This is a genomic window from Brevundimonas huaxiensis, from assembly GCF_014218725.1.
GTDB classification, from domain to species: domain Bacteria; phylum Pseudomonadota; class Alphaproteobacteria; order Caulobacterales; family Caulobacteraceae; genus Brevundimonas; species Brevundimonas huaxiensis.
Genome location: NZ_JABBJE010000002.1, coordinates 389,725 through 414,036, shown reverse-complemented (window position 1 = coordinate 414,036; position 24,312 = coordinate 389,725). Strand labels below are relative to the sequence as shown.

At 67.2% G+C, this 24,312-nt stretch carries 27 protein-coding genes and 2 pseudogenes; 17 read left to right on the top strand and 12 right to left on the bottom strand.

The window, feature by feature from the left end; all coding sequences use genetic code 11:
* Nucleotides 1-22: 22 nt before the first annotated feature.
* Nucleotides 23-475: a DNA methyltransferase gene (locus tag HF680_RS07315; protein ID WP_185224574.1), complete on the bottom strand. Its 453-nt coding sequence runs from the start codon at nt 473-475 to the stop codon at nt 23-25.
* Between the two features lie 192 nt (nt 476-667).
* On the opposite strand from HF680_RS07315, the gene HF680_RS07310 reads away from it, so the two are divergent.
* From HF680_RS07310 to HF680_RS07285, 6 genes and pseudogenes are all read left to right on the top strand, one after another.
* Nucleotides 668-1,477: a hypothetical protein gene (locus HF680_RS07310; RefSeq protein ID WP_146756763.1), complete on the top strand. Its 810-nt coding sequence runs from the start codon at nt 668-670 to the stop codon at nt 1,475-1,477.
* Nucleotides 1,478-1,568: 91 nt separating this feature from the next.
* Nucleotides 1,569-1,991: pseudogene (locus HF680_RS07305) on the top strand (DUF72 domain-containing protein); the annotation flags it as partial.
* A 5-nt stretch (nt 1,992-1,996) separates the two neighbouring features.
* A complete protein-coding gene (locus HF680_RS07300; RefSeq protein WP_185224573.1) occupies nt 1,997-2,767 on the top strand; it encodes a hypothetical protein in 771 nt (256 codons plus the stop codon).
* 171 nt (nt 2,768-2,938) lie between these two features.
* Entirely contained in the window at nt 2,939-4,000 is a 1,062-nt protein-coding gene (locus HF680_RS07295) for an NAD(P)-dependent alcohol dehydrogenase (RefSeq protein ID WP_185224572.1), read from the top strand.
* Between the two features lie 144 nt (nt 4,001-4,144).
* Complete coding sequence (gene phbB / locus HF680_RS07290) at nt 4,145-4,870, top strand: acetoacetyl-CoA reductase (protein ID WP_039244832.1); 726 nt, start codon at nt 4,145-4,147, stop codon at nt 4,868-4,870.
* A 100-nt stretch (nt 4,871-4,970) separates the two neighbouring features.
* The gene (locus HF680_RS07285) at nt 4,971-5,687 is read left to right on the top strand and encodes a DUF4908 domain-containing protein (RefSeq protein WP_235968889.1); all 717 of its coding nucleotides are present in this window, start codon (nt 4,971-4,973) and stop codon (nt 5,685-5,687) included.
* On the opposite strand, the gene gloB is transcribed toward HF680_RS07285, so the two are convergent.
* Complete coding sequence (gene gloB, locus HF680_RS07280; RefSeq protein ID WP_185224570.1) at nt 5,684-6,412, bottom strand: hydroxyacylglutathione hydrolase; 729 nt, start codon at nt 6,410-6,412, stop codon at nt 5,684-5,686. The two genes, HF680_RS07285 and gloB, sit on opposite strands and share 4 nt — an antisense overlap.
* A 46-nt stretch (nt 6,413-6,458) precedes the next feature.
* Here gloB and HF680_RS07275 point away from each other — a divergent pair, with 46 nt between their 5' ends.
* From HF680_RS07275 to HF680_RS07255, 5 genes are all read left to right on the top strand, one after another.
* Nucleotides 6,459-7,202, top strand: a complete 744-nt coding sequence (locus tag HF680_RS07275) for a methyltransferase domain-containing protein (protein WP_045809777.1) — start codon at nt 6,459-6,461, stop codon at nt 7,200-7,202.
* A gap of 60 nt (nt 7,203-7,262) precedes the next feature.
* On the top strand, nt 7,263-7,772 hold the full coding sequence (locus HF680_RS07270) for a SixA phosphatase family protein (protein ID WP_185224569.1): 510 nt from the start codon (nt 7,263-7,265) through the stop codon (nt 7,770-7,772).
* Nucleotides 7,769-8,113, top strand: coding sequence for a DUF952 domain-containing protein (locus HF680_RS07265; protein ID WP_185224568.1), 345 nt, complete (start codon nt 7,769-7,771; stop codon nt 8,111-8,113). The genes HF680_RS07270 and HF680_RS07265 overlap by 4 nt, the downstream gene beginning before the upstream one ends.
* A complete protein-coding gene (locus tag HF680_RS07260) occupies nt 8,110-9,156 on the top strand; it encodes a quinone-dependent dihydroorotate dehydrogenase (protein ID WP_185224567.1) in 1,047 nt (348 codons plus the stop codon). Before HF680_RS07265 ends, HF680_RS07260 begins: the two co-directional genes overlap by 4 nt.
* A gap of 70 nt (nt 9,157-9,226) precedes the next feature.
* The gene (locus tag HF680_RS07255; protein ID WP_185224566.1) at nt 9,227-11,095 is read left to right on the top strand and encodes an ATP-binding protein; all 1,869 of its coding nucleotides are present in this window, start codon (nt 9,227-9,229) and stop codon (nt 11,093-11,095) included.
* On the opposite strand, the gene HF680_RS07250 is transcribed toward HF680_RS07255, so the two are convergent.
* Nucleotides 11,071-11,502, bottom strand: a complete 432-nt coding sequence (locus HF680_RS07250; RefSeq protein ID WP_185224565.1) for a very short patch repair endonuclease — start codon at nt 11,500-11,502, stop codon at nt 11,071-11,073. The genes HF680_RS07255 and HF680_RS07250 overlap by 25 nt on opposite strands.
* Before the next feature lie 62 nt (nt 11,503-11,564).
* Entirely contained in the window at nt 11,565-12,050 is a 486-nt protein-coding gene (locus HF680_RS07245; protein ID WP_185224564.1) for a peroxiredoxin, read from the bottom strand.
* 129 nt (nt 12,051-12,179) lie between these two features.
* Here HF680_RS07245 and HF680_RS07240 point away from each other — a divergent pair, with 129 nt between their 5' ends.
* Nucleotides 12,180-12,749 carry a YqgE/AlgH family protein gene (locus tag HF680_RS07240; protein WP_039244846.1) on the top strand — a complete coding sequence of 190 codons (570 nt, stop codon included), beginning with the start codon at nt 12,180-12,182 and terminating at the stop codon, nt 12,747-12,749.
* A gap of 23 nt (nt 12,750-12,772) precedes the next feature.
* On the opposite strand, the gene HF680_RS07235 is transcribed toward HF680_RS07240, so the two are convergent.
* A complete protein-coding gene (locus HF680_RS07235; RefSeq protein WP_185224563.1) occupies nt 12,773-13,609 on the bottom strand; it encodes an outer membrane protein in 837 nt (278 codons plus the stop codon).
* A 142-nt stretch (nt 13,610-13,751) separates the two neighbouring features.
* Nucleotides 13,752-15,452, bottom strand: a complete 1,701-nt coding sequence (locus HF680_RS07230) for a bifunctional protein-serine/threonine kinase/phosphatase (protein ID WP_185224562.1) — start codon at nt 15,450-15,452, stop codon at nt 13,752-13,754.
* 101 nt (nt 15,453-15,553) lie between these two features.
* On the opposite strand from HF680_RS07230, the gene HF680_RS07225 reads away from it, so the two are divergent.
* Nucleotides 15,554-16,120, top strand: a complete 567-nt coding sequence (locus tag HF680_RS07225) for a hypothetical protein (protein WP_205196090.1) — start codon at nt 15,554-15,556, stop codon at nt 16,118-16,120.
* 41 nt (nt 16,121-16,161) lie between these two features.
* Here HF680_RS07225 and HF680_RS07220 read toward each other — a convergent pair whose 3' ends face one another.
* Genes HF680_RS07220 through HF680_RS07210 form a run of 3 tightly spaced genes read right to left on the bottom strand, consistent with a single transcriptional unit; the run spans nt 16,162 to nt 17,835 of the window.
* Nucleotides 16,162-16,944, bottom strand: coding sequence for a sulfite exporter TauE/SafE family protein (locus HF680_RS07220; protein ID WP_185224560.1), 783 nt, complete (start codon nt 16,942-16,944; stop codon nt 16,162-16,164).
* A 4-nt stretch (nt 16,945-16,948) separates the two neighbouring features.
* Nucleotides 16,949-17,497, bottom strand: a complete 549-nt coding sequence (locus HF680_RS07215; protein WP_205196088.1) for a rhodanese family protein — start codon at nt 17,495-17,497, stop codon at nt 16,949-16,951.
* A 5-nt stretch (nt 17,498-17,502) separates the two neighbouring features.
* Entirely contained in the window at nt 17,503-17,835 is a 333-nt protein-coding gene (locus tag HF680_RS07210; protein WP_185224558.1) for an ArsR/SmtB family transcription factor, read from the bottom strand.
* 71 nt (nt 17,836-17,906) lie between these two features.
* On the opposite strand from HF680_RS07210, the gene HF680_RS07205 reads away from it, so the two are divergent.
* The gene (locus HF680_RS07205) at nt 17,907-18,773 is read left to right on the top strand and encodes an MBL fold metallo-hydrolase (RefSeq protein ID WP_185224557.1); all 867 of its coding nucleotides are present in this window, start codon (nt 17,907-17,909) and stop codon (nt 18,771-18,773) included.
* A 3-nt stretch (nt 18,774-18,776) separates the two neighbouring features.
* Here the strand turns inward: HF680_RS07205 and HF680_RS07200 are convergent, their stop codons facing one another.
* From HF680_RS07200 to HF680_RS07190, 3 genes are read right to left on the bottom strand one after another with little or no spacing between them, the layout of a single operon-like run.
* Nucleotides 18,777-20,444, bottom strand: coding sequence for a putative bifunctional diguanylate cyclase/phosphodiesterase (locus HF680_RS07200; protein ID WP_045809768.1), 1,668 nt, complete (start codon nt 20,442-20,444; stop codon nt 18,777-18,779).
* A gap of 31 nt (nt 20,445-20,475) precedes the next feature.
* The gene (locus tag HF680_RS07195) at nt 20,476-21,054 is read right to left on the bottom strand and encodes a GNAT family N-acetyltransferase (RefSeq protein ID WP_039244861.1); all 579 of its coding nucleotides are present in this window, start codon (nt 21,052-21,054) and stop codon (nt 20,476-20,478) included.
* A gap of 37 nt (nt 21,055-21,091) precedes the next feature.
* Nucleotides 21,092-21,667 carry a TetR/AcrR family transcriptional regulator gene (locus HF680_RS07190; protein ID WP_317134013.1) on the bottom strand — a complete coding sequence of 192 codons (576 nt, stop codon included), beginning with the start codon at nt 21,665-21,667 and terminating at the stop codon, nt 21,092-21,094.
* Between the two features lie 65 nt (nt 21,668-21,732).
* Here HF680_RS07190 and HF680_RS07185 point away from each other — a divergent pair, with 65 nt between their 5' ends.
* The 3 genes and pseudogenes from HF680_RS07185 to HF680_RS15995 all read left to right on the top strand — a co-directional run bounded on the left by HF680_RS07185 (nt 21,733) and on the right by HF680_RS15995 (nt 24,148).
* Nucleotides 21,733-22,569: a metal-dependent hydrolase gene (locus HF680_RS07185; RefSeq protein ID WP_045809766.1), complete on the top strand. Its 837-nt coding sequence runs from the start codon at nt 21,733-21,735 to the stop codon at nt 22,567-22,569.
* 87 nt (nt 22,570-22,656) lie between these two features.
* Nucleotides 22,657-23,535, top strand: a pseudogene (locus HF680_RS16000) (DUF1800 family protein); the annotation flags it as partial.
* A 19-nt stretch (nt 23,536-23,554) separates the two neighbouring features.
* Nucleotides 23,555-24,148, top strand: coding sequence for a DUF1800 family protein (locus HF680_RS15995; RefSeq protein ID WP_317134015.1), 594 nt, complete (start codon nt 23,555-23,557; stop codon nt 24,146-24,148).
* The last annotated feature ends 164 nt before the right edge of the window (nt 24,149-24,312 follow it).

Sequence of the window (24,312 nt, the reverse complement as noted above, 5' to 3'; positions counted from 1 at the left end):
GCTGCGCGGCCCGGCCTGTTGCTCACCCCACGCTGCGAGGCGTAACTAACCCAAGGACTCTGGTCGCCGCTGGATGAAAACTCAGGGGCACGTCACCCGCAATCAGCGGGAACAGATAATACGTCAGGGGCACGCGGCTGTTCGGCCCAGCCTTATGCATGCCGACGTTGATCCACATCGCACCGCCCGGCTTGAGAACACGAGCCGCCGCCGTGATCCATTGGCGAGAGAACTCAATGTAGTCCTCGATGCTCGCGAAGCTGTCACCGTAAGGCATGCCGATGTTCAGGTAGGGCGGCGACGTCACGATCAGATCAACCAATCCAGCGACCATGGCGTCCATGGAAACGATGCACTCACCCTTCACCAGTCGCGCGGTCGGCGCGGCGGGCGGCGGCGGCGTGGTGGTCGGCAGGTTGTCGTTAGCGGCGTGGGCCTTCTGAGCTTGAGCAGCCTTCTGGCGGCGGATGACCATATGTTTTCGACGTCCTCATCGGTTGGTGATGAGGCCATAGGTCACGGATTTGGGCCGAATCCGAGCGATGATAGATGAGGTTAATCAGACCCCTTTTCATATCGGCTTCCAAGTTTTCACATTGGCCTCCGATCCTTCACATTGATTAATTTCGAAACCGGATAGAAAGCTTCAGAGTGCGAGCGTTGACGCATGTCCGACGCCTCTTCTCCCCATCGTTCGATATCGAAATCCGCTCTCGCTGCGCTGCTGGGCATTCCTGACGAGCATCTTCTCACCAGAGATGAAGCAGCCGAGGAGATCGGCGTCAGTTCGGGCTATCTCGCTAACTTGGCCAAGGCCGATGAGAAGGGCGTGGGTGGAGGTCCAGCCTACTACCGCTCAACAACCAGTCCTACAGGCGGAACAGCTTGGTATCCATTATCGGAAGTCAGTGCTTTTAGGGACCATCGCCGTTCAAAGATCAAAAAGAGTTATGATCGCGAACGGAAAACCGGTCAGCAGGATTGGACCAAGCTCCAAGACGATTCGGAACGGCTCCCTGTTCACACCGTGGTCTCGATGATCGAAGATTGGCGGGCAAGTGAACTTTATCGACGTGCCCAAGCCATCCTCCACGACCCTAATCCGATGGCGGGAAGACTGACCTATGAGGAAGAGTGCCGATTGTTCGGGGCGGCGCAGAAAGGCGGCCGCGTCGAGGCGTTTGCCGCCATCGCTGTTTCAGAAGATGCCGCCGCCCAGCGAAAGGCAATCTTCGAGAGTCTCGACGATCAGACCAATGCCGTAGAGACCCACCTTCTCGCGCTGACGGCTTCGCGAGGTCTATCCGTCTCATCAACCCATCCATCCTTCTTTGTCCTGACAACGATGTTCGAACGGGCATGGGGCGAGGTTCTGGAGGCCGAAACGCGCTGGCGAAACTTCGACTACACGGGGATGCCCAAGTACAAGCCGAGCACCACTAATGAGATCACGATATCCGTAAGTGTGAAGACGTGATCGACCTGCTGATCCTCGTTGGAACATGACCTCCAACGGTGTCCGCCACCAAACTCGCCCTCGCCCCCGTGAATGTTGTGTTTGGGTGAATCAGTTTATGGGCACGAAGAAGTTCGACGCCGAGGACTTCGAGGGCTTCCTGAAGCTGTTGCCCAAGGAGAAGGACGGGGTGCGGCTGCGGCACGCGCTTGAGGTTCGCAACCCGACCTTCGCCACCGAACAATTCTATGACCTGGCCCGCAAATACGGCGCGGCCATCGTCTATGCGGTCGATGACGAGGAGCCGACCTGGCCCCAGATCGACGAGGCGACCGCCGATTTCAGCTACGCCCGGCTGATGTCCAGCCGCGAGGACGAGCCGACCGGCATGACGGCGACCGAGCTGGATGCGGTGGCGGATCAGGCGAAAGCCTGGGCTAAACGCGGGCCGGTCTTCGCCTATTTCATCTCGGGCGCGAAGGTGCGGAACCCGGCGGCGGCTCAGGCGCTGATCGACAAGCTTAGGCATCCCTAGGCCAGATGATTACTCGCGCACTGTTCCGAGAAGCGATCGACGCCATGGAAGCTGGGTTTCGGAACCTGGAACTTCAGGTTCCGAAACCTCGCATAATCAAGAAAGGCGAGGGTGTAACACTCCGCTACGTCGAGCAGACCATTCATCAAGCCATCTTGCTTAAGTTGGCTCGACAAGTCAGCGGGCTTAATGCCTGCGACGTACTGCTAGCTTCGGGCTACGTTCAGGAGCAGGGGGTCATTCAACGCACGCTGGATGAGCTGGATGAGGACATCCTATTCCTCTGCTTCGGAGCACAAGACGGTACGGTCAAACTCCACCGAAAATACCTCAAGGCGTTTTGGCAGGAGGAGTTTGAAGATGGTGTCGCACCCATAGAAAACACTAAGGGTCGCTATCACATCAAGCGAAATGAGATACGCGAGTGGCTGGGACGGCGGCTGGGTACTCCCGACGACGCCCCCGAAATGAAGGCACTTCGTGTCGTTCAGCAAGCCTACTCTGGATATGTCCATGCCGCCTCTCCACAGATCATGGATATGTGCGGCGGCCCGCAGTTACGATTTCACCTGCGTGGCCTAAATGGAACTCCCAGAATACCCGAACACATCAAAGACCTCTGGAACTACGTCTACCGGGGCTTGCTATCGGCCAATACTGTCGCGCTCGTATTCGGCAACGCTGACACCGCACAAAAACTAAGGGCCATGCTTACGAGGTTCGAGGAATTATCCGGATCGTCATACATGGCTAATGCAACCCAAGCAGATAAGTAACGGAAGATGTTCATCTAACGATTTGGCTGCCGAAGATGGCGTCGAAGGTGCGGAACCCGGCGGCGGCTCACGCGCTGATCGCCAAGCTGAAATAGCGGTCCGCGCGCTTGCGGACCCGCGGCCGCTCTCTCATCTGAGGTCGGCTCACCGCAAAGCCTGAAGGACCTCCCCATGCCGATCGCCACACGCGCCTTCGCCGCGACCGCCGCCGACAAGCCGTTGACGCCCTACAGCTTCGACCGTCGCGATCCCGGCCCCGACGACGTGCTGATCGACATCAAATACTGCGGCGTCTGCCACTCCGACCTGCACGCCGCGCGCAGCGAAAGCGGCAGTTCGACCTATCCGCTGGTGCCGGGTCACGAGATCGCGGGCGTGGTCAAGGCGGTCGGATCGAACGTCACCCGCTTCAAGGAAGGCGACCGCGTCGGCGTCGGCTGCATGGTCGACAGCTGCCGCGAATGCGCCTCCTGCCAGGAAGGCGTCGAACAATATTGCATCCCCGGCTTCACCGGCACCTACGGCGGCAAGGACAAGAAGGGCGGCACGTCGGAAGCCATCACCCAGGGCGGCTATTCCGACCACATCACCGTCGATCAGCATTTCGTTCTGTCCATCCCCGACAGCCTGGCCCTGGACGTCGCCGCCCCCCTTCTGTGCGCCGGCATCACCACCTATTCCCCGCTGAAGGAATGGGGCGTGGGCCCCGGTTCCAAGGTCGCGGTCATCGGCCTGGGCGGCCTGGGCCATATGGCGGTCAAGCTGGCGGCCGCGATGGGCGCGGAAGTCACCGTCCTGTCCACCTCGGATCGCAAGAAGGCCGACGCCGAGCGGATGGGCGCCAAACATTTCCTGATCAACTCCGACAAGGACGCGATGAAGGCTGCGGCCGAGAAGTTCGACCTGATCATCAACACCGTCTCGGCCACGCACGAGATCGCCAGCCACATTCAGTTGCTGGCCCGCGACGGCACCATGATCATGCTGGGCCTGACCACCGAGGGGCTGCCGGTCTTCGCCCTGCCCCTGCTGTGGCGTCGTCGCCGCATCGCCGGCTCACTGATCGGCGGCATTCGCGAAACGCAAGAGATGCTGGACTTCTGCGCCGAGCACGGCATCGCCTGCGACATCGAGACCATCGCTCCGGATCAGATCAACGACGCCTACGAGCGGATGCTGAAATCCGATGTCCGCTATCGCTTCGTCATCGATATGGAAAAACTGGCCGCCTGATCGCGGCGACGAAGATCAACGAAACGCGACGGAGGCATGAAACTTCCGTCGCGTCAGATTCTCGCCTTGCGCGCTTTCGCTCCCTCGTTAATCCTGAACCCTGACAAGGCCTTCTGAAGGGTCTGCACAGGGACAGGAGACGATATGGCGCGCGTAGCTTTCGTGACGGGCGGGACCCGGGGCATCGGCAAGGCGATCGTTCAGCGCCTGCATGAGGACGGTTTCAAGGTCGCCGCCGGCTATTCCGGCAACGACGAGGCGGCCAAGGCCATCGCCGATGCGCTGGACGTCATGGTGGTGAAGGGCAACGTCGGCAGCTTCGACGACTGCGCCCGCGCGGTGAAGGAGGTCGAGGAACAGCTCGGCCCCATCGACATCCTGGTCAACAACGCCGGCATCACCCGCGACGGCTTCTTCCACAAGATGAGCCACGACCAGTGGTCCGACGTCATCCGCGTCAACATGGACAGCGTCTTCAATATGACGCGCCAGGTCATCAACGGCATGCGCGACCGGGGCCACGGGCGCATCGTCAACATCTCCTCGATCAACGGTCAGAAGGGTCAGATCGGCCAGACCAACTATTCCGCCGCCAAGGCCGGGATGATCGGCTTCACCAAGGCGCTGGCGCTGGAGAATGCGCGCAAGGGCGTGACCGTGAACTGCATCGCGCCCGGCTATATCGACACCGAAATGGTCGGCGCCATGGACCCCAAGGTGCTGGAAGGCATCATCAGCCACATCCCCGTCGGTCGCCTGGGCAAGGGCGAGGAGATCGCCGACATGGTGTCCTGGCTGGTGGGCGAGCGTGCCGGATATGTCACAGGCTGCACACTCTCGCTGAACGGCGGTCAGTACCTGGTGGGTTGAGGCGGGCTTCGCCCAAAATCCGCCGCGCGCGGGTTTCATCAAGTCTGTCATGAAGTTGTTGGGATCGGTCAGGGCGAAAAAATCGCCACGCGTGACCGCGATGGCGGTCGCCGCCATCGCGGTCATCGGCGTGGGCGTTGTCGCGCCTGTGGTCGTCCCGTCCGAAAGCCAGGCCCAGTCGCGTCGGACCGTGCCGCCGACCGCTCGCTACGTCAGCAGCAGCGGCCAGGGCTTCATCCTGGACACCTCCGGATCGCGGCCGCTGATGCGGCTGGAACGGTCGACCGAGGTCTGGGTCTTGCGGCCGACGCCCGCGCCGCGCGGCGACATCATCTATCGCAACGACAATGGCGATCAGGTGCTGCGCGTCACGCCCGACGGCGCCGTGACCCTCTATACCACCGCGACCCCCCAAGGCTCGCCGGCTTCGCGCGTCGGCGAGGCGCAGGGCCTGGCCAGCGCAGCGATGACCGGCGCCCAGTTGGTCGACTATTTCATGCGCCAGAGCTACCGCGCCAGCACGGCGATGGGGCGGCTGATCATCATCGACGTGGACATCCAGCCCGGCTCTGAACAGGTCGCCGCCGACACCGTCTCGGCCGCCAGCGACGCCATCGTGCGCATGGCGCGGTCCTCCAACCTGCGCGCCCAGGTCGAGCGGGTGCGCCGCGTCGTCGTGTCCGATCAGGGGCGTCCCGGCGTCAGCCTGGTCCAGGGCACGCTGCGGATCGTCATCGACGCCGACGCCGGCATCGCCGGCCGCCCGTCTTCGGCCCGGATCGTGCGGGTCGTGGGCGGGGACGCCCTGAACCGCTAACCCTGGAAGCTGTCCTTGGCCGCCCGTCTCGCGGCGAACTGATCCGCATCCGTCGCGGTCAGGAACGGATTGAACCGCTTCTCCAGCCCCAGCGTCGTCGGCACGGTCGGCTCGCCCCGCGCGCGCGCCGCGAAGATCGCCTCGGCATGGGCGGCGGTCTCTGGCCGGTCATCCAGGCTCAGGGTGAAGCGGGCGTTCGACGCCGTATATTCGTGCGCACACCAGATCACGGTCTGGTCGGGCCAGGCCTTAAGCCGCTGCAGGCTCTCGAACATCTGCTCCGGCGTGCCCTCGAACAAGCGGCCGCAGCCCAGGGCGAACAGGGTGTCGCCGGTAAAGGCCAGACCGTCCGCCGGCGCATGAAACACGACATGGCCGAGGGTGTGGCCGGGCGTTTCAGTGACCTCAAACCGCGTCTCGCCCACCATCACCACATCGCCGTCCGCGACCACGCGGTCCAGCGGCGCGACCTTGCGCACTTCTTCCGGCCCGACGATTTCGCACGCCCAGTCGGCCTTGAGCCGCGCGTTGCCCTCGGTGTGATCGGGGTGCCAATGGGTGTTCAGGATCAGGTCCAGACGCCCCCAGCCCAGGCCTTCCAGCTCCTCCAGAATGCGCACTGCATCGGGCGTATCGACCGCCGCGACCACGCCGGTCGCCGCATCGCGGATCAGGAAGCCGTAGTTGTCGCTGCGGCAGGGAAACAGATGCACATCCAGGGTCATGCGCCCATCCTAGCAGCAGGGCCGCCGACGGGCCTATAGTGGGTTCATGCGGCGCAGCATCGACGAGCTTCGAACCTTCTACGGCGAGCCGACCGGGGCGCTGGCGCGACGGCTGGTGGCGCGACGGCTGGACGACGCCTGGGGCGAGGCGGCCGATTGCGACGTGCTGGGCGTCGGCTACGCCACCCCCTGGCTGGACGCCTTCGTCGGCGCGCGGCGCGTCGTCGCGGCCATGCCGGGCGGGCAAGGCGTCGAGCATTGGCCGACGGTGGGCCGTAACCGCACCCTGCTGGTGGACGACCGCCGCCTGCCCTTCCCCGCCGGATCGTTCGACCGCATCCTGCTGGTCCACGCCCTGGAAGAGGCCGACGACCCCGCCGCCCTGCTGCTGGAAGCGGTGCGCGCGCTGTCGCCGACCGGCCGCATCATCCTGGCGGCGGCGGCGCGCGGCGGCCTGTGGGCGCGGGCGGACAACACCCCCTTTGGTCACGGCCGACCCTTCACTCGGCGCCAGTTGGAACGGTTGGTGCGCGATGTCGGGCTGGAGCCGATGGCCTGGTCCCAGACGCTTTATGTCCCGCCTTGGGGGCCGATGCTGCCGCTGGCGGAAGGATTCGAACAAGTCGGTCGCCGGGTCTTTCCCGGAACCGCCGGGCTGATCCTGCTGGAGGCCTCGCGCCACAGCTACGCCCGCATCCGCCCCAGCGGCCATACCCAGCGCGTCGCGGCCCCCGTCCTGGCGCCCCAGCCGGCCGCCTCCGTCTCTTCGCGGGGCGAACACCGCGACTGACGGCGAGTTGACCGTCGCCCCATCTGGCGGGCAGCACGAAACCGCCTTATGGCGAAGGCCATGCACCGACTGATCCTGATGCGGCACGCCCAGGCCGAAGCCTCCGCCCCCTCCGGCGGCGACGAGGCCCGTCCCCTGTCCGCCGCTGGCCGCGCGGAGGCGCTGCTGATGGGGCGCGCGCTGGCCGAGCGGGGCCTGAAGCCGGACCTGGCCCTGGTGTCCACCGCCGTGCGCACCCGCCAGACCTGGGAGCAGATGCACGACGCCTTCGGCGATGTCGAAGTCCGCGACGAGGACGCCCTCTACAACGCCCCCTCCGATGTGATCCGCCGCTTCGTCGAGGCCAGCGAGGACGAGGCCGGCTGCCTGCTGATCCTGGCCCATAATCCGGGGGTTCACGTGCTGGCCGCCGAATATCTGATCGAAAGCGCCGCCTCGCCGGCGGTGGTGGACAAGCTGTCGGCCGGCTTTCCGACTGGCGCCGCCGCCCTGTTCACCGTCGATGTCGCGGGGCGCTGCACCTACGAAGGCTTCCTGACGCCGCGGTCGCTGGGCGCGCCATCCGCATGAGCGACGTCGCCTACAAGATCGTCGACGCCGCCGAATGGCGCGCCGCCGTCGCCGAGGGCCGATACGACGGCGCGCCGGTCGATCTGGCCGACGGCTACATCCATATGTCGACCGAGGCGCAACTGGCCGAGACCGCGCGACGGCACTTCGCCGGGCGCGGCGACCTGCTGCTGCTGACCGTCGATCTCAGCCGGTTCGGCGACGACCTGATCTGGGAGCCGTCGCGCGGCGGCGATCTGTTCCCGCATCTCTACGCCCCCCTGCCCGTCGCCGCCGTCACGGCCTCGCGCGCCTTCTCGGTCACGGCCGACGGCGAGATGGCGTTCGAGGACGACGCATGAGCCTGGCGAATGTGAGCGCCGCCCTGCTGCGTCGGCTGGATCCGGAGCAGGCGCACCAGCTGGCGATCAAGGGTCTGGCCCTCGCCCCCCTGCCCGCGCCGCCCGCCGATGATCCGATCCTGAGAACACAGCTGGCGGGACTTGACCTGCCCAACCCGGTCGGTCTGGCGGCGGGTCTGGACAAGAACGGCGAGGCCTTGCGCGGCCTGTCGCGCCTCGGCTTCGGCTTCGTCGAATGCGGCTCGGTCACGCCTCGCCCCCAGCCCGGCAATCCCAAACCGCGCCTGTTCCGCCTCAGCGAGGACCGGGCCATCATCAACCGGATGGGGTTCAACAACGCCGGGCTCGACGCCTTCGCCGAGCGGCTGAACCACCGTCCGGCAGGCGTGGTCGTCGGCGCCAATCTGGGGGCGAACAAGGACACCGAGGACAAGGCGGCTGACTATGTCGTCGGTCTGCAACGCCTCGCCGGCCGCGCTTCCTATTTCACCGTCAATATCTCCTCGCCCAATACGCCCGGCCTGCGCGCCCTTCAGGGCCGCGAGCAATTGGATGATCTGTTGGGCCGCATCGACGCCGCCCGTCCCGTCGCCGCGCCTGACCGCGTACCCGTCTTCCTGAAGATCGCGCCTGACCTGATCGCCGACGAGATCGGCATGATCGTCGAGGCGTCTCTGGCCCACCGGATCGACGGCCTGATCGTGTCCAACACCACGCTGGAGCGCCCCGAGAGCCTGCGCTCGCCCGACGCCCGCGAAACCGGCGGCCTGTCTGGCGCGCCTATCCGTCCGTTCGCGGAAAAGGCCCTGCGCGCGGCGGCCGAGGCCGCAGCCGGCCGTCTGCCTCTGATCGCCGTCGGCGGCATCGATAGCGGGGCCGAGGCCTATGCCCGCATCCGCCTTGGCGCGTCGGCGGTCCAGATCTATTCCGCCCTGATCTATGAAGGCCCCGGCCTGGTCGCCCGCATCAAGCGTGACCTGGCCGCCCGCCTGCGCGCTGACGGCTTTTCCACAGCCGCCGAGGCGGTCGGCGCGTCCCGTTGACGGAGCGTTAGTGTCGATAGGCATAGGGTGACCGATGCGAGCGATCTGCGTTCGTCATTCGAGGGCCTGAATGAAATCGACCGCCGTCGATATCGCTGAAAGCAGCTGGACCGCCGCCGTTCGTCAGCGCACGGGCGCGGCGGTGCAACGGGTCGTGGCGGCGGCGGCTGTCGCCCTGGTCGTGACCCCAATGGTCGGGGTGCGGTTCACCCTCGGCTGGGTCGTGCTGTATATGGCGGTCCAGGCCATGGAAGTGGTCGTCTATCGACCGATCCTGAAAGGTCCCGACGAGCTGTCCACGGGCCGCAAGCTGGCGATCCTGGCCGTCGTCTTCGCCAATTCGACGGTCTTCTCCTCGCTTTCCCTGGTCCTGTGGTGGATCGGTGGCGCGATTGGCGGTGTCTGCGCCGTCCTGATGCTGACTGCGGTCATGCTGACGGCGATCGTGAACGCCACCCGATGCCAGGCCGTGATGATCGCCGGCCTCGCGCCCCAGGTCGGCTTCCTGCTGGCGACCCCCTTCTTCGTCTATGCGCTGCACGCGCCCGGCCCGCTGGTCATGTCGGCCGCAGCGGCCGTGGTGCTGTTCACCTTCTATGTCGCCATCACCGGCCAGCGCATGGTCGAGGCCAGCGTCACCGTTGTTCGCGCCCACGCTCTCGCCGAAGAATCCCGTCTCAGGGCCGAGCGCAGCCTGGCCGACCATACGACCTTCCTGGCCGCGATCGGCCATGACCTGCGCACGCCAATCGGCGCGATCCTGGCCGGCGCCGCCGAGTTGCGCGCGCCCGACGCCCAGTCGCGCAACAGCGCCAATCTGATCACCGACGCCGGCCTGATGATGAAGGCCCTGCTGGACGACCTGCTGGACCACACCCGGATCGGCGCCGGGCGAATGACGGTTGAGGCCAAGGATTTCGACCTGCGGCAAATGCTGGCCCAGACCCTGATGCTGTGGCGCGGCGTCGCCGACGCCAAGGGGCTGAAGCTGCGCATCGAGGGCGCCTCGGCCATGCCGCGCCACGTCAAGGGCGACGTCATGCGCATCCGTCAGGTGCTGAACAACCTGATGTCCAACGCCATGAAGTTCACCGAGCAGGGCCAGATCACCCTGCGGGTCCAGGCCTGGCCCGAGGAACCGTCGGGATACGCCCTGCTGTTCGAGATCGTGGACACGGGTCCGGGCATGACGAGCGATCAACTGGCCCGCCTGTTCACCCCGTTCGACCAGACCGCGGACGGCGTCTCCGCCCGCTATGGCGGTTCGGGCCTGGGGCTGGCGATCAGCCGCAATCTGATCGACCTGATGGGCGGTCGGCTGACCGTGCGCAGCGCGCCGGGTCAGGGCTCGCGCTTCACCGTCTCCCTGATCCTGCCGCGCGGCGACGAGGCGGCGCAGATCGTCGAGGTCGTCGATGAAAGCCGCCTGGACATCGCCCGATCGCTGACGCCCTCGGTCGCGCCCACGCCCGTCGCGCCGGAGCCTGAGCCCGAACCGGTCGTCGCGACGCCTGCGGTCGCCGACGAGGCCGAAGACCAGCCGCTGCGCCTGCTGGTCGTGGACGATCACGACATCAACCGCCGCGCCGTGCAGCTGATCCTTCAGCCGCTGGGCTGCGAGATCACCACCGCCGCCGACGGCATGATCGCGCTGGAACGCTGTCAGGAGGCGGTGTTCGACGTCATCTTCATGGATGTCCGGATGCCCGAGCTGGACGGGCGCGAGACGACGCGTCGTCTGCGCGCCGGCGGCGGGCCCAACGCCGCCACCCCGGTCGTCGCCGTCACCGCCGACACCGCGCCCGAGGACGTCGCGGCCTGTCAGGCGGCCGGCATGGCCTATTTCGTCTCCAAGCCCCTGACGCCGCCCGCCCTGATCGGCGCCTTACAGCACGTCCTGAACGACACCGCCGCTCAGGCCGCGACCGAGGCCGCCTGACCCCGGACGGCCGCGATCAGGCGCGCGGCGAAATCAGGCTGTTTCATCTCGCATTCCCAGACGACGACCACGCGCCAGCCCGACGCCTCCAACGCCGTCACGGCTGCAGAGTCGCGCACGCGGTTCCGGTCGATCTTGGCGATCCAGTAATCGGCGTTGGTCTTGGGCTGGCGTGACCCACGGGCGCAATCATGGCCGTGCCAGAAGCAGCCATGGACGAGCAGGGCGACCTTGCGGCCCTTCATCACCACATCCGGGCGACCCGGCAGACCCATGCCGCCCAGCCGATACCCGATACCGGCCGCACGCAAAATCCCGCGCACGGCCAGTTCCGGCGAGGTGTCCCGCCCCTTCACGCGACGCATCACCGCGCTGCGCTTCTCGGGGCTGAAAACATCCGTCGTCATTGTTTGTCGATCCAGGCTATCGCTTCGCTACTTGAGCCTGGATCGACGGATTTCAAATCAGCCTAAAGCTGCGCCAGCAGATGCTCGGCGGAGGACACCTTGAACTCGCCGCCCTGTTCGATGTTCAGCTGCTCGACCACGCCGTCCTTGACCAGCATGGAATAGCGCTGCGAGCGCTCGCCCAGGCCAAAGCCCGTACCGTCCAGCACCAGACCCAGGGCGCGGGTCAGTTCGCCGTTGCCGTCGGCCAGCATGACGATGCTGTCGTCGGTGATGCCCTGGCTCTCGCCCCAGGCCTTCATGACGAAGGCGTCGTTGACCGAGATGCAGGCGACCGTATCGACGCCCTTGCCCTGGATGTCGGCCAGGTGATCCTTGAAGCCCGGCAGGTGACGCGCCGAGCAGGTGGGGGTGAAGGCACCGGGCACGGCGAACAGGGCCACGGTCTTGCCGGCGAAGATGTCGTCGGTGTTGACGGGCTTGGGGCCCTCGGCGGTCGCTTGGGCGAGGGTTGCGTTCGGGATGCGATCGCCGATCTGAATGGTCATGTCTGTCTCGCTGAGGTTTGAGGCCGGCGCGTTTGAACGGCCGTGTGCGACACATAGACACCACGGGCGACACCGCAAGCGCCGGTTCGGCTTGCTTGCGCCGCTTTCCGGACGGATGATGCCAGGATCATGAGCCAAGCCTCCACCCTGACCGGCCGACTGCTGGTCGCCATGCCCGGGATCGACGACGCCCGGTTCGAACACGCCGTCATCCTGATCTGCGCCCACGGGCCGGATCACGCCATGGGCCTGCGGCTGGATCGACCAGCGCCGGGCGTGGATCTGAAGACGGTTCTGGACAAGCTGGATGCGCCGGCGCCCGATCAATCCATCGGTCGCGCGGTGCTGATGGGCGGGCCGGTCGAGCGCGAGCGCGGCTTCGTGCTGCATACCGACGACTGGACGGTGGGCGACGACACCCTGGCCTTCGGCGACGGTCTGGCGATGACCGGCACGCGCGAGGCGCTGGCCGCCATGACCGACGAGGTCGCCGGTCCGCGCCGCTCGGCCCTGTTGCTGGGCTATGCCGGCTGGGGCGAGGGGCAGTTGGAGGAAGAGCTGGCCGACAACGTCTGGCTGACCGCCGACGCCGATCTGGACCTGATTTTCGACGGCGAACACACGTCGAAATGGACGCGCGCCCTCGCCCAGTTGGGCGTGGACGCGGCCATGTTGTCGAGTCAGGGCGGCCGGGCCTGACGCCAGACCGCCCCGCTTGACGATTAGAAGCGGTAGTTCATGCCGATGCGGAACATGTGCGTTCCGAAGCGACCGTTGCCGCGCACCATGTCCGTGCCCGTGGTGTTCGGCGCCAGGATGAACGGGTTGGTCGCCGGGGTCGTGCCGGTATTGCCGACGCGGATCACCGGGCTGTCGACGTCCAGTGAGGTGTAGAGGTATTCGCCGCTGACCGTCAGACCGCGACCCAGAGCGTATTCCACGCCGCCGCCGGCCTGCCAGCCGTCGCCGTCATCGCCTTCGCTGGTTTCGGTGAAGCTGTTGGCCTGGTTCGAGGTGCGGAACTTGTTCTCGAACTTGCCGTAGGCGTAACCGCCGGTGCCGTAAATGAGCGCAGGGCCATAGGCGTAGCCCAGCTTCAACCGGGCGGCCGCCGTGCTCTCCAGCTCGCGCGTGAAGGTGTAGAAGGCCGGGGTAGTCGAGAAGCCGGTCACCGAGTCCTGGACGTTGTTGACGCTGTATTCCGCCAGGGCGCCGACGACGAAGTTGCCGAACTGCATGTCGTAACCGGCGCGGACGCCCGCTTCGACGCCGTCGTTGTCGTCACGGCAACCGGTTCCCGGCGCGGTGCTGGTCGCCATGCCGCCGCAGAAGCCGGGACTGAAGGCGTTGGCGGCGGCGGCCGTAGTGACCGGGTCACCGTAGTTGCCGTCCAGATTACGGTCGAAGCGCAGGATTTCGTTCTCGTCGTCGTTCGACTGGTTGTAGCCGCCGAAGATGCCGATGTAGGGGCCGGACCAGTCGGGGGCGACGGACTGGGCCAGGGCGGGGGTGGAAACCATGGCCAGGGCCAGGGCGCTGGAGGCGAGGGTCTTGATCATCTGGGGGAGGCTTTCGTGCCGAGAAAGTGCGGGCGCGACATCCCCGCTCGCCGTCACAAAAGCCAAACGCGGCCACAGGTTCCCAAGCTTTTACACCGCCAAATGTCGCACATCCGATCGTTGAGGTTGAGCGTATGGGCGGCTAGCGCGTCGCCATCGACACCAGAAAGGCGATCAGCAGGACCAGGCTGACGCCCTGCCAGAATCGCACCGGATCGCGCTCGATCAGGGACAGCTGGCGCGGCGGTGGAGCGGCGACAGCGCTGCCGGTCTCCAGCACATGGATCAGTTCCTCGACATCCTCGAACCGCTCGTTCGGGTCGATGGCGACGGCGCGCATGATGGCCGCCTCCAGCCAGGCGGGCATGTCCGGCCGGTGTCGCGTCGGCGGCGCAGGCGCCCGGTCAAAGCGCGGCGCATCGGCCGGATCCACCTCGCCCCACGGATAGGTGCGCGTGAACAGGCGATACAGCGTCACCCCCAGGGCGAACTGATCCGTGGCGGCGTCGCCGCTCTCGCCCGCATACATTTCCGGCGCCTTGTAGCCGGCGGTGCCGGGCGCCTCGGCCTCGGCGAACTCCTCGGCCAGCCTCAGACGCGCCACGCCCAGATCGACCAGTTTCAGCCCGCCCTGTGCCTCCAGGATCACATTGTCCGGCTTGATGTCGCGGTGCGTCACCCCCGCCCGGTGCAGGGCCGAAACCGCCCGCGACAGCCGCAGCGCCACGCCGATTCCTTCGGCGATCTCGAACGGCCCCTCCTGCGCCAACCGTGCATGCAGGGTCTGACCGGCATGGAAGGGCTGGGCGATATAAAGGCGGCTCTGGCGACCGGCGTCCAGGCTCAGCACCTTTCCGACGAAGGGGCTGTCGATGCGCCGACCGATGAAGGCCTCGCGCAGAAAGGCGGTGCGAGCGCCGCGCTCGGACACCACGGCGGGCTTGGGAAACTTCAGCACCACCATGCCCGCGTCGCCCAGCGTATCCTTGGCCAGGAACAGGGTCGTATAGCGCCCGTCCGCGACCAGTCGCTGAAGAGCGAAGCCGTCGACGTTGTCGCCGACGGCCGGAGGCGGCAGGATGGCCAGCCCTTCCGCTTCGGCGGTGATCGCCTCCCAGTCGGGCGCGCCGGTGCGGACCACGTCGATGACGATGGCGGTGGCGTTGTCGCGCGCGCCCGCCGCCTCGACCTCGGCCAGGATCGCCTTGGCGTCCGCATCGGGCGAACTGCGCCGTCCCAACAGGCCCGCGATCATCGCATCGGCCAGCACCCCATGCACCCCGTCGGTGGTCAGCAGCAGCCGGTCGTGCGGTTCCAGCCGCACTTGCCGGACGTCCAGCTTCACATCCGCCTCAATGCCGACGGCGCGGTACAGCACATGGCTGAGCCCCTGCTGGGCACGCGTATGATCTTCCGTCAGGCGCGTCAGCACCCCGTCGCGGAAATGCCAGGCCCGGCTGTCGCCCACATGCAGCGCCGTCGCTTCGCGCCCACGCAGGATGAGGGCCGTGAAGGTGGTCGCCGCCCCCTCCATGGCCGGATCGATCCGCCCGCGCGAATGGAGCCAGCGGTTGAAGCCCCGCAGCGCCTTGATGCCATTCGCCGCGATGCCGTTCAGGGGGTTCTGATCCAGATAGCCGTCGATGAAGCTTCGCGTGGTCAGCTCCGCCGCCATCCGCCCGGCCTTCGATCCCGACACCCCGTCGGCGATCACCGCCACCACCCCATGCTCACGCTGCTCGGCCGCCGTGCCGATATGGACGCCGCCGAAGTCCTGATTGTCCGCCTTGGGTCCCTGCAAGGTGGCAAAGCCTGCGGCGATCTCCAGTCTGGCGTCGGTCATGGGCGCACTGTGCGAAATCGCATCGCTCATAGCTAGGCCGAAGCGCAGCCATATGCGCCGATCGTATAGCGCCGCTTTCTGAAGTTGATTACGACGGGTCCATGAGCTCGCCCCGCACGACTGATCGCTTCAAACCCTATCTTTCCTCTGACGAGGACATCCTTTGGACAGGACAGCCCAAACAAGGCGTGATGTTCACAGGAAAGGACATCTTCCTTGTTCCATTCACCCTTCTGTGGGGCGGTTTCGCGCTGTTCTGGAATGTGACGGTCTGGATGATCCCCGACGCCGGCGAAGGCGCCGCATGGTTCATGCGCCTTTGGGGCCTGCCTTTCCTGTGTGTCGGCCTCTACATGATTGCGGGGCGGTTCATCCATGACGCGATGATCAGAAAGACCCTGTTCTACGCCGTCTCCAACCAGCGCATTCTAATCCTGCGTGGACGCAAATTGACCTCGATGGAAATCCGTCGTTTGCCGAAGCTGGAACTCTCGGAACGCGGCGATGGAACCGGCAGCATCACCTTCGAAGGCAACTGGTTCACCGCCGCCTTCGCCATGAACGGCTTCGGGGCATGGCTTCCGGCGCTAAACGGCGCGCAGTTTCTGCAAATCGAAAAACCGCGACACGTGTACGACCTCATCCGAACGCAGGATCGATCCTTTTAAATACGGTTGGCGACACACAGTCAGTTCGCTGAACAGAGGTCTCAGAGCGCCAGGATTGCCCGCACCGCGACATAGGCGGCGACCACCAAGATCAGGCCCGCGAACAGGATGCGCCCAAGCCGGGCGTTCGATCCCAGCCGGCGCGCCAGCGGCAGGCCTGCCGCCGTCCCGGCGACCCCGCCGACCGCCATGGCGGCGACCAGGCCCGGATCGACCCAGCCCGACAGCGCATAGTTGCCCGCCGTCGTCGCCCGGAACGCGGCGACGCTGAGCAAAGACGTCGCTTGGGCGGTCGCCAGGCTCATGCCCGTCGACGCCATCAGGCCGGGCACGATCAGAAAGCCGCCGCCGATGCCGAAGAAGCCTGCGGCCGAGCCGACGCCGGCGCCCGCCATGCCGACGCGCGGCGAGATGGCCCAGTTCAGCCGCGGCTCGACGCGAGCGACCGGCGCCTTGGGACGCAGCATCGACACGCCCACGGCCGCCATGGCCACGGCGAAGATCAGCAGCAGCTGATGGCCGTCGATCATCTTGGCCAGGGACGAACCGAACCAGGCCCCGGCCGCGCCGGTGATCGCGAACAGGGTCGCGCAGGGCCAGCGCACCCGCCCTGCCCTGGCGTGACCGGCCAGAGCCGTCAGGGCGTTCAGCGCCACCCCCGCCGCCGACACGCCGATGGCGACATGGGGATCGGCGACGCCGACGACATAGAGCAGCAGCGGTACGGCCAGAACCGACCCGCCGCCGCCGAACAGGGTCAGCAACAGGGCGACGACGCCGCCGCTGAAGGCGGTCAGGATCAGCGGGGTCAGTTCGGTCGTCATCGGATCAGACCGCTCTTGTCAATGGCCGGGTCGCGGTTCTGTTCCACGGCATGACGGCCAGCAGCCGCGCCATGCCGCAAAAGCCCGTCGCGCCCGCGACGAACAGGCCCGCGCCGACGAAGGCCGACAGGCCCCAGAAGGCCGGATGCACCAGCAGCCCCAGCGCCGCGCCGACCAGGATCAGCCCACCCGCGACCATCTGCACCTGACGCATCAGTTCAATCGGTTTGGAGCGGTCGGCATGGGTGGCCAGGCCCTGAGCCTTCCAAGCGTCCAGCCCACCTTCCAGAACAAAGGCTTGGCCCGTCGTCTTGGCCGCCAGACGGTCGCAGTTGACGCCCGTCCGATTGCCGGTCCGGCAGGTGAAGATGACGTCGCGCCCGTCGGCGCCCGCCGGCGTGTAGGCGTCGAAGGTCGACAACGGCGCATGGACAGCGCCGACGACATGTTCTCTGGCGAACTCGTCGGGCTCGCGGATGTCGATCAGCACGGCCGTGTTCTGCTTCAGCCGACGCGAAACCTCGGCGGGGGATAGGGGGGTCAGGACGCTCATCGGGATCATGCCTCTTCGGAAGAAACAGGGGGACAGTAGATTTCGGCCAGCACGGCGATGACCTTCAGGACGGCCGGATCGGCGATGCGGTAGAAGATGGTCGTGCCGTCGCGCCGCGTGCTCACCAGCGCCTCGTCGCGCAGCTTGGCGAGGTGCTGGGACAGGGCCGGTTGCGACAGGCCGACCTGGGGCAGCAGTTGCCCGACGGACATCTCGCCCTCGCCCAGCCGGCACAGGATCATCAGCCGCTTCTCGTTGGACAGGGCGCGCAGCAACGCCGCTGCCTCGCCCGCGCTGGCCTGGAATCGTTCAAGTCCGATGGTCTGAAGGTCGATCATGGGACGCAATATATGCGTGGTTGCTAAATAAGCAATACCTAATATATTGAACTGCGAAAGGAGCTTCCTCCATGGCCCAATCCCCCGATGTTCGCGGCTTTTTCGATCCCGCGACCCACACCGTCACCTATCTGGTCAGCGACCCCGCGACGGGTCAGGCAGCGATCATCGACCCCGTCCTGGACTTCGATGCGCCCTCGGCCCGCACCTCGACGCGATCGATCGACGCCGTCATGGCGGCGCTGCGGTCGGAAACGCTGACCTTGGCCCTCGTGCTCGAAACCCACGCCCACGCCGACCACCTGACGGCGGCGGCGCACCTGCGTGCGACGACGGGCGTGTCGATCGGCATCGGCGGGCGGATCACCCAGGTTCAGTCCGCCTTCGGCCGCCTTTTCGGCGCCGACGACGTGCGCCCGGACGGCGCGATTTTCGATCATCTCTATGCGGACGGCGACGCCTTCGCCCTGGGCGATCTGAGGGTGGAAGTGATCCACACGCCCGGCCACACCCCCGCCTGCGTCAGCTACCGGATCGGCGATGCGGTCTTCACCGGCGACACCCTGTTCATGCCCGACTATGGCACGGCGCGAACGGACTTTCCTGGCGGCGACGCCCGGACGCTGTATCGCTCGATCCAGCGCCTGCTGACCCTGCCCGACGACACCCGAATCTTCGTCGGCCATGACTACCTGCCCCAGGGCCGCACCGACTACCGGTTCGAGACCACCGTTGCCGAACAACGCGCGCACAATATCCACATCGGCGGCGGCGTATCGGAAGACGCCTTCGTCGCCATGCGCGAGGCCCGCGACGCCACCCTGGGCGCGCCACAACTGATCTTGCCCTCGCTTCAGGTCAACATCCGCGCCGGCGACCTGCCGCCCCCCGACACCAACGGCCAGCGCTACCTGCGCCTGCCGCTAAACGCGATCTAAGCCCTAGGCCGACCGCTGCTTCAACGGCGCGGTGCCGTCGGCCAGGCTTTCGGCCAGATAGACCTCGGCCTCCTGCGCCGGCAGGGCGGGGGCATAGCCGAAGCCCTGGCCGTAGTGGCATTGGGCGTCCAGCAGCAGGCGGGCCAGTTCGGCGTTCTCCACGCCCTCGGCGACGACTTCCAGCGACAGGTCGCGGCCCAGGTTGACCACCGACTTGACGATCTTGGCCGAGCCTTCGTCCTTGTTCATTGTCAGAACGAAATAGCGGTCGATCTTCAGCGTATCGAACGGCAGGCGCGCCAGATAGGAAAGCGACGAGAAGCCGGTGCCGAAGTCGTCCAGCGCCAGCGACGCCCCGACGTCTTTCAGCGATTGCAGGACCTCGGCGGCGCGGGCGGTGTCGCGCATGATGTCGCCCTCGGTGACCTCCAGCTTCAGCGCGCCCTTGGGCAGGCCCGTCTCCTTGATGATGCGCGCCACGTCCTCGCACAGGTGCGGGCGCTCGATCTCGCCGACCGACAGGTTGACGCTGCAGAACAGCTTGCCGGCCAGCGGATGGCGTTCGATCCATTCGGCCAGCTGCCGCGCCGACTGGGTCATCATCAGCAGGCCCAGGTCGTTCATCATCCCCAGGTCGGCGGTCAGACCCAGGAACTCGTCCGGCGGCACCAGACCCCGGCGCGGGTGACGCCAGCGCGCCAAGGCCTCGAAACCGGCGACGGCCCCGGTGTTCAGGTTCACGATCGGCTGGAAGAAGGGCACGATCTCGCCCCGCACGAAGGCGTTCCTCAGATCCGCCTCCAGCGCCAGACGGCTCAGGCTGTCGCTTTCCAGCGCCCGGCCATAGGCGGCCGATCCGCCGCGCCCGGCGCCCTTGGCCGATTCCACCGCCAACTCGACCCGGCGCAACAGTTCGGCGGCGTCGGGCGCATCCGGCCCGCCCTCCACCATCACCGCCCCGATGGAGACGGTCGGATAGATGTCGAAGCCCGCGACCCGCAGCGGCTGCTCCAGCGCGTCACGCACGCGATAGCTGGTGTGGGACGCGGTCTTGGGGACGATGATGGCGAACTCGTCCTCGCCGATCCGCGCGGCCGAGGCGTCCTTGTTGAAGGCGGCGGCCAGACGCGAGCCCAGGGCCGACAACACCAGGTCGGTCCGCTCGTGCCCCAGCGCCTCGTTCAGGCGCCGCAGCCGGTCCACGTCGCCGACAACGATTTCGTATTCGCCGGGCTGGGTCAGCACCTCGCTGACGCGGGCCAGAAAGGCGCGACGATCCAGAAGGCCCGTCAGCGTATCGCGGTCCGATCCGGCGAACTTGGTCTCCAGCGCCACGACGCCGGCGGCGCGCAGGCCGTCCTCCAGCCAGACGCCACGCCACAGACAGGTCTCGGACCCGCGCATGCGCAGACGCACGGCGATCTCGGCGCCCTCGTCCTGGGGTTTGAGCATCCGTTCGGCCAGGCTGCGATCCTGCGGCATGGCCAGGGCGACGAAACCGGCGGCCGTGCATTCCGGCGCAAGCGGCCCCAGGCCCAGCGATCGCGTCGCGCCGGTGAACCGCAGTTCGTCCGCCGCGGGCGTCCAGACCCACAGGGCCGTTTCGGCGGCGGCCAGCGCCTCGATGGCGGTCGTGGCGTCCCAGGCCAGCGATCGGGATCGTGGTGTCACGCGTCTCGCCCTTCCAGACGGCCCCCGGCCGTCAACGCTCGTCCTCGACCAGGCCGAACAACAAATGGTCTGCCCACTCGCCGTTAATTTTCAAATAAGCGCGAGCCCGACCTTCGTTGCGAAAGCCGGATTTCTCCAGCACCCGTCGCGACCCGTGGTTGGTGGGCAGACAGGCCGCCTCCAGCCGGTGCAGCTTCAGCTTGTCGAACGCGTATCCGACCACGGCCCGAACCCCCGCCGTCGCCACGCCCTGACCGGAAAACGGCTGGCCGATCCAGTAGCCCAGCGTCCCCGTCTCGGCGACGCCGCGCCGCACGTTCGACAGGGTCACCGCTCCGGCCAGGGTCTTGCCGTCCTGCACGAAGACGAAGAAGGGCCAGGCGTTGCCCAACTCCATCTCGCGCGCATAGATCGACAGCCGGCGCCGGAAGGCCGCCTTGGTCAGGTCGTCCTCGGGCCAGGCCGGCTCCCACGGCTGCAGATAGTCGCGCGAGCCGTCGCGCAGGGTGGACCAGGCGGCGTAATCGGCGGCGCGTGGCGGGCGCAGCAGCACGCCGTCCCCCCGGATCACGGGTCCGGCCACATCGCTCATCCAGTCCAGAAGCGCCATCGGTGGGGACTATAGCATCAAGATTCGGCTCTGAACCTTACGGTTCGGCCAAAAGTGTCGCGGTCAGCTTCAGCGCCAAGTCGCGACCGAGCCCCTCGGGCGCGCCAAGCATCGGCGTCAGGATGTCTCCGATCAGCCCCTCGGCGAAGGCCATATAGGCCGCCGTCACCACCAGGGCCTTGGCCCGCTCAGCCGCCCTGGGATCATCGGGCGCCATGGCCGCCAGCCGTTCGGCCAGATCGCGCACCACCTCGGCGAAGCTCTCCGCCCGGCCCTGCTCGCGCGCCAGCGCCAACCAGGCCGCCATCTGCGAAGCCCCGCCCGGCCCGAAGGCGTCGAACACCACGCTCATCAGCCGCCCCGGCTCGACGCCGTCGCGCCCTTCTCCCAGGCCAGCCTCGATCCGCTGCGCCAGGTCGCGCACCATCGCATCCATCAGCGCGCCTTGAAGCCCGGCCGCCGAGCCGAAATGGTGGATCAGATTGGCGTGCCCCACGCCCATCCGCTCGCCCACCGCCTTCAGGGTCACCGCCGCCGGCCCGCCGGTCAGCAGCAGGTCGCGCGCCGCCTCCAGCGCCTCTTCGCGCGCCAACGCCCCGCGCCGTCGCTTCACCGGACCATTAGTTGACATTGATGTCAGTTAACTCCATCATCCGCCTGAAATCGAGGAGCAGAACCATGGCGAAATCCGCCACCCCCGCCGACCTCCAGATCAAGCCGCGCGACCTGCATATCGACCGCAAGGCTCCGACGCCACGCTGGTGGCTGAACGGCGACCCGTTCGGCACCGCCGTGATGAACGCCCTCAGCCTGACCTTCCCCGACGGCGAGCGGTTCTTCATCCAGTCGGTCAAGCGGTTCGCCAAGGACGCGCCCCCGGCCCTGGCCGCCGACATCCGCGCCTTCACGGTCCAGGAGGGCGCCCACACTCGCGAACACATGGCTTTCAACGCCATCACCGAACGCGCCGGCTACGACACCGCCGAGATCGAGGCCTATGTCACCGCCCGTCTCGACATCGCCCGCGCCCGTCCGGCCCTGGCCCAGCTGGCGGCGACCATGGCGCTGGAGCATTTCACCGCCGCCTTCGCCCATCGGCTGCTGGCCGATCCCGAACTGCTGAAGGGCTCGCCCCACGACCTGGCCCGCCTGTGGCGCTGGCACTCCATCGAGGAGATCGAACACAAGGGCGTGGCCTATGACGTCTTCCTGCACGCGACCCGGGACCTCAGTCTGCTGAAGCGCTGGCGCATCCGCCGCTGGGCCATGTTCCTGACGACGCTGCTGTTCACCCGCACGGTGCGCGAGACGACCTTCATGCTGCTGAAGCAGGACGGCATCGTCGGCTGGCGCGCGCGTCTGGGCCTGTTCCGCTGGCTGTGGCTGAAGCCGGGCCTGTATCGCAGGATGATCGGCGACTACCTGGCCTTCTACAAACCCGATTTCCACCCGTGGCAGGTCGACGACCGCGAGCTGATCGCGGACGCGGAGGCCGGTTTGGCCCAACCCGCCTGATTGGTCGCCTAACCTCAAATCCGACCCCGCGACGGAGTTTTCGCCCAAAGGCGTTACAATGTGCGGGGGACGGACGAGGAGAAGGCCATGGCTTCATCACCGACCGACGCCGCCGTCGCCCTGACGCGCCTAGGTCTGGGCGCCCGGCCGGGCGAGATCGACCGCGTCGCCGCCGATCCGCGCGGCTGGGCCATGGGCCAGATTCGGCCCCAGGGCGCGCCCCAGCCGTCCGGCCAGTTCGCCGACACCACCGAACGCGTCGCCCAATATATCGACTATCAGAGCGACGCCGGCCTCGTTCGCCGCGACCGACGCGCCGCCGCTCCGGCGACGGCCGACGCCGCGCCCGCTCCCTCGCCAGCCATGCCGGACGCCGCCGATCCGCAGGCCGTCGCCCGGCGCGAAGCCCGTCAGGCCGCCCGCCGCGACATCACCCAGGACACGGCGCAGGAGTTCCTGGCTCGCGCCCAGCTCGGCGCGACCACCGACGACGGCTTCGCCGAGCGCTGGGCCCTGTTCTGGTCGAACGCCCTGACGGTCTCGGCCGCCAAGTTCGCCAGCGGCGCCTTCGTCGGTCAGTACGAGCGCGAGGCCATCCGCCCCCACGTCTTCGGCCGGTTCGAGGATCTGGTCCTGGCAGCCGAACAGCATCCTGCCATGCTTCTGTATCTGGATCAGGCCCGCTCGGTCGGTCCCGACAGCATGGCCGGCGCGCGCCGCAACGCCGGTCTGAATGAAAACCTGGCCCGCGAGATGATGGAGTTGCACACGGTCGGCGCTGACGGGGGCTACACCCAGGCCGATGTCACTGAACTGGCGCGCGCCCTGACCGGCTGGTCGATCCCCGCCGCCCGCGACCAGCGTCAGCCCAACCGTCCGCGCCGCGCGCGCAACATGGCCGCCCAGGCCGAACCCGGTCCCGACGGCTTCGTCTTCCGCGCCAACGTCCACGAACCCGGCGCCCGCACCGTGATGGGCAAGACCTATCCGGCGGCGGGCCTGGCCCAGGGTCAGGCCATCCTGCGATGGCCTGGCCCGGCATCCGGCGACGGCCAAACGCCTGTCGCGCCGTCTCGCCGCCCATTTCGTCGCCGACGATCCGCCTCCCGCCCTGGTCGACCGGCTGGAAGCGGCCTGGACCGGCTCCGGCGGCGATCTGGCCCAGGTCGCCCGCGCCTTGATCGACGCGCCCGAGACCTGGACGCCCCAACCCGCCAAGGTCAAGACGCCCTACGACTTCATCGTCTCGGCGCATCGCGCGCTGGGAACCCGGCCTCAGCGAATCCAGCCGTTGCGCCAGGCCCTGCTGGACATGGGCCAGCCGCCGTTCGCGCCCCCGTCGCCCGAGGGCTGGCCGGACACGGCCGCCGACTGGGCCGGCCCCGACGCCATGGTCAAACGGCTGAACTGGTCGCGCACCGCCGCCGATCTGGCGCAGGCAAGCGACCCCAATGCGGTCGCCGCATCCGCCCTCGGCCCGCGCCTCGGCGAACGCACCCGCCTCGCCGTCGCCCGCGCCGAAAGCCGGCCCGAGGCCCTCACCCTTCTGTTCATGTCGCCGGAGTTCCAACGCCGATGACCGCCCTCAATGTGAATCGCCGCCATCTGCTGGCCGCCGCCTCCGCCGGGATCGGTCTGGCCTTCGCCGGCCGCGTCGCCGCCCAGACCGCCGGCCCCGCCAACAAGCGGGTCGTCGTCATTGCGCGCGGCGCCATGGACGGCCTGTCCGTCACCGTCCCCTAC

What these genes read in the sequence shown, in the direction of transcription:
- HF680_RS07215 (WP_205196088.1), bottom strand. Translation starts at nt 17,497, where the DNA reads ATGAGCGTCCTGACCCCCCTATCCCCCGCCGAGGTTTCGCGTCGGCTG.
- HF680_RS07300 (WP_185224573.1), top strand. Translation starts at nt 1,997, where the DNA reads ATGATTACTCGCGCACTGTTCCGAGAAGCGATCGACGCCATGGAAGCT.
- HF680_RS07240 (WP_039244846.1), top strand. Translation starts at nt 12,180, where the DNA reads ATGAGCCAAGCCTCCACCCTGACCGGCCGACTGCTGGTCGCCATGCCC.
- HF680_RS07185 (WP_045809766.1), top strand. Translation starts at nt 21,733, where the DNA reads ATGGCGAAATCCGCCACCCCCGCCGACCTCCAGATCAAGCCGCGCGAC.
- HF680_RS07315 (WP_185224574.1), bottom strand. Translation starts at nt 475, where the DNA reads ATGGTCATCCGCCGCCAGAAGGCTGCTCAAGCTCAGAAGGCCCACGCC.
- HF680_RS07260 (WP_185224567.1), top strand. Translation starts at nt 8,110, where the DNA reads ATGAGCCTGGCGAATGTGAGCGCCGCCCTGCTGCGTCGGCTGGATCCG.
- HF680_RS07225 (WP_205196090.1), top strand. Translation starts at nt 15,554, where the DNA reads ATGAGCTCGCCCCGCACGACTGATCGCTTCAAACCCTATCTTTCCTCT.
- HF680_RS07265 (WP_185224568.1), top strand. Translation starts at nt 7,769, where the DNA reads ATGAGCGACGTCGCCTACAAGATCGTCGACGCCGCCGAATGGCGCGCC.
- HF680_RS07310 (WP_146756763.1), top strand. Translation starts at nt 668, where the DNA reads ATGTCCGACGCCTCTTCTCCCCATCGTTCGATATCGAAATCCGCTCTC.
- HF680_RS07220 (WP_185224560.1), bottom strand. Translation starts at nt 16,944, where the DNA reads ATGACGACCGAACTGACCCCGCTGATCCTGACCGCCTTCAGCGGCGGC.
- HF680_RS07285 (WP_235968889.1), top strand. Translation starts at nt 4,971, where the DNA reads ATGGCGGTCGCCGCCATCGCGGTCATCGGCGTGGGCGTTGTCGCGCCT.
- HF680_RS07235 (WP_185224563.1), bottom strand. Translation starts at nt 13,609, where the DNA reads ATGATCAAGACCCTCGCCTCCAGCGCCCTGGCCCTGGCCATGGTTTCC.
- HF680_RS07270 (WP_185224569.1), top strand. Translation starts at nt 7,263, where the DNA reads ATGCACCGACTGATCCTGATGCGGCACGCCCAGGCCGAAGCCTCCGCC.
- HF680_RS07230 (WP_185224562.1), bottom strand. Translation starts at nt 15,452, where the DNA reads ATGACCGACGCCAGACTGGAGATCGCCGCAGGCTTTGCCACCTTGCAG.
- HF680_RS07255 (WP_185224566.1), top strand. Translation starts at nt 9,227, where the DNA reads ATGAAATCGACCGCCGTCGATATCGCTGAAAGCAGCTGGACCGCCGCC.
- gloB (WP_185224570.1), bottom strand. Translation starts at nt 6,412, where the DNA reads ATGACCCTGGATGTGCATCTGTTTCCCTGCCGCAGCGACAACTACGGC.
- HF680_RS07205 (WP_185224557.1), top strand. Translation starts at nt 17,907, where the DNA reads ATGGCCCAATCCCCCGATGTTCGCGGCTTTTTCGATCCCGCGACCCAC.
- HF680_RS07295 (WP_185224572.1), top strand. Translation starts at nt 2,939, where the DNA reads ATGCCGATCGCCACACGCGCCTTCGCCGCGACCGCCGCCGACAAGCCG.
- HF680_RS07275 (WP_045809777.1), top strand. Translation starts at nt 6,459, where the DNA reads ATGCGGCGCAGCATCGACGAGCTTCGAACCTTCTACGGCGAGCCGACC.
- HF680_RS07245 (WP_185224564.1), bottom strand. Translation starts at nt 12,050, where the DNA reads ATGACCATTCAGATCGGCGATCGCATCCCGAACGCAACCCTCGCCCAA.
- HF680_RS07250 (WP_185224565.1), bottom strand. Translation starts at nt 11,502, where the DNA reads ATGACGACGGATGTTTTCAGCCCCGAGAAGCGCAGCGCGGTGATGCGT.
- phbB (WP_039244832.1), top strand. Translation starts at nt 4,145, where the DNA reads ATGGCGCGCGTAGCTTTCGTGACGGGCGGGACCCGGGGCATCGGCAAG.
- HF680_RS07195 (WP_039244861.1), bottom strand. Translation starts at nt 21,054, where the DNA reads ATGGCGCTTCTGGACTGGATGAGCGATGTGGCCGGACCCGTGATCCGG.
- HF680_RS07210 (WP_185224558.1), bottom strand. Translation starts at nt 17,835, where the DNA reads ATGATCGACCTTCAGACCATCGGACTTGAACGATTCCAGGCCAGCGCG.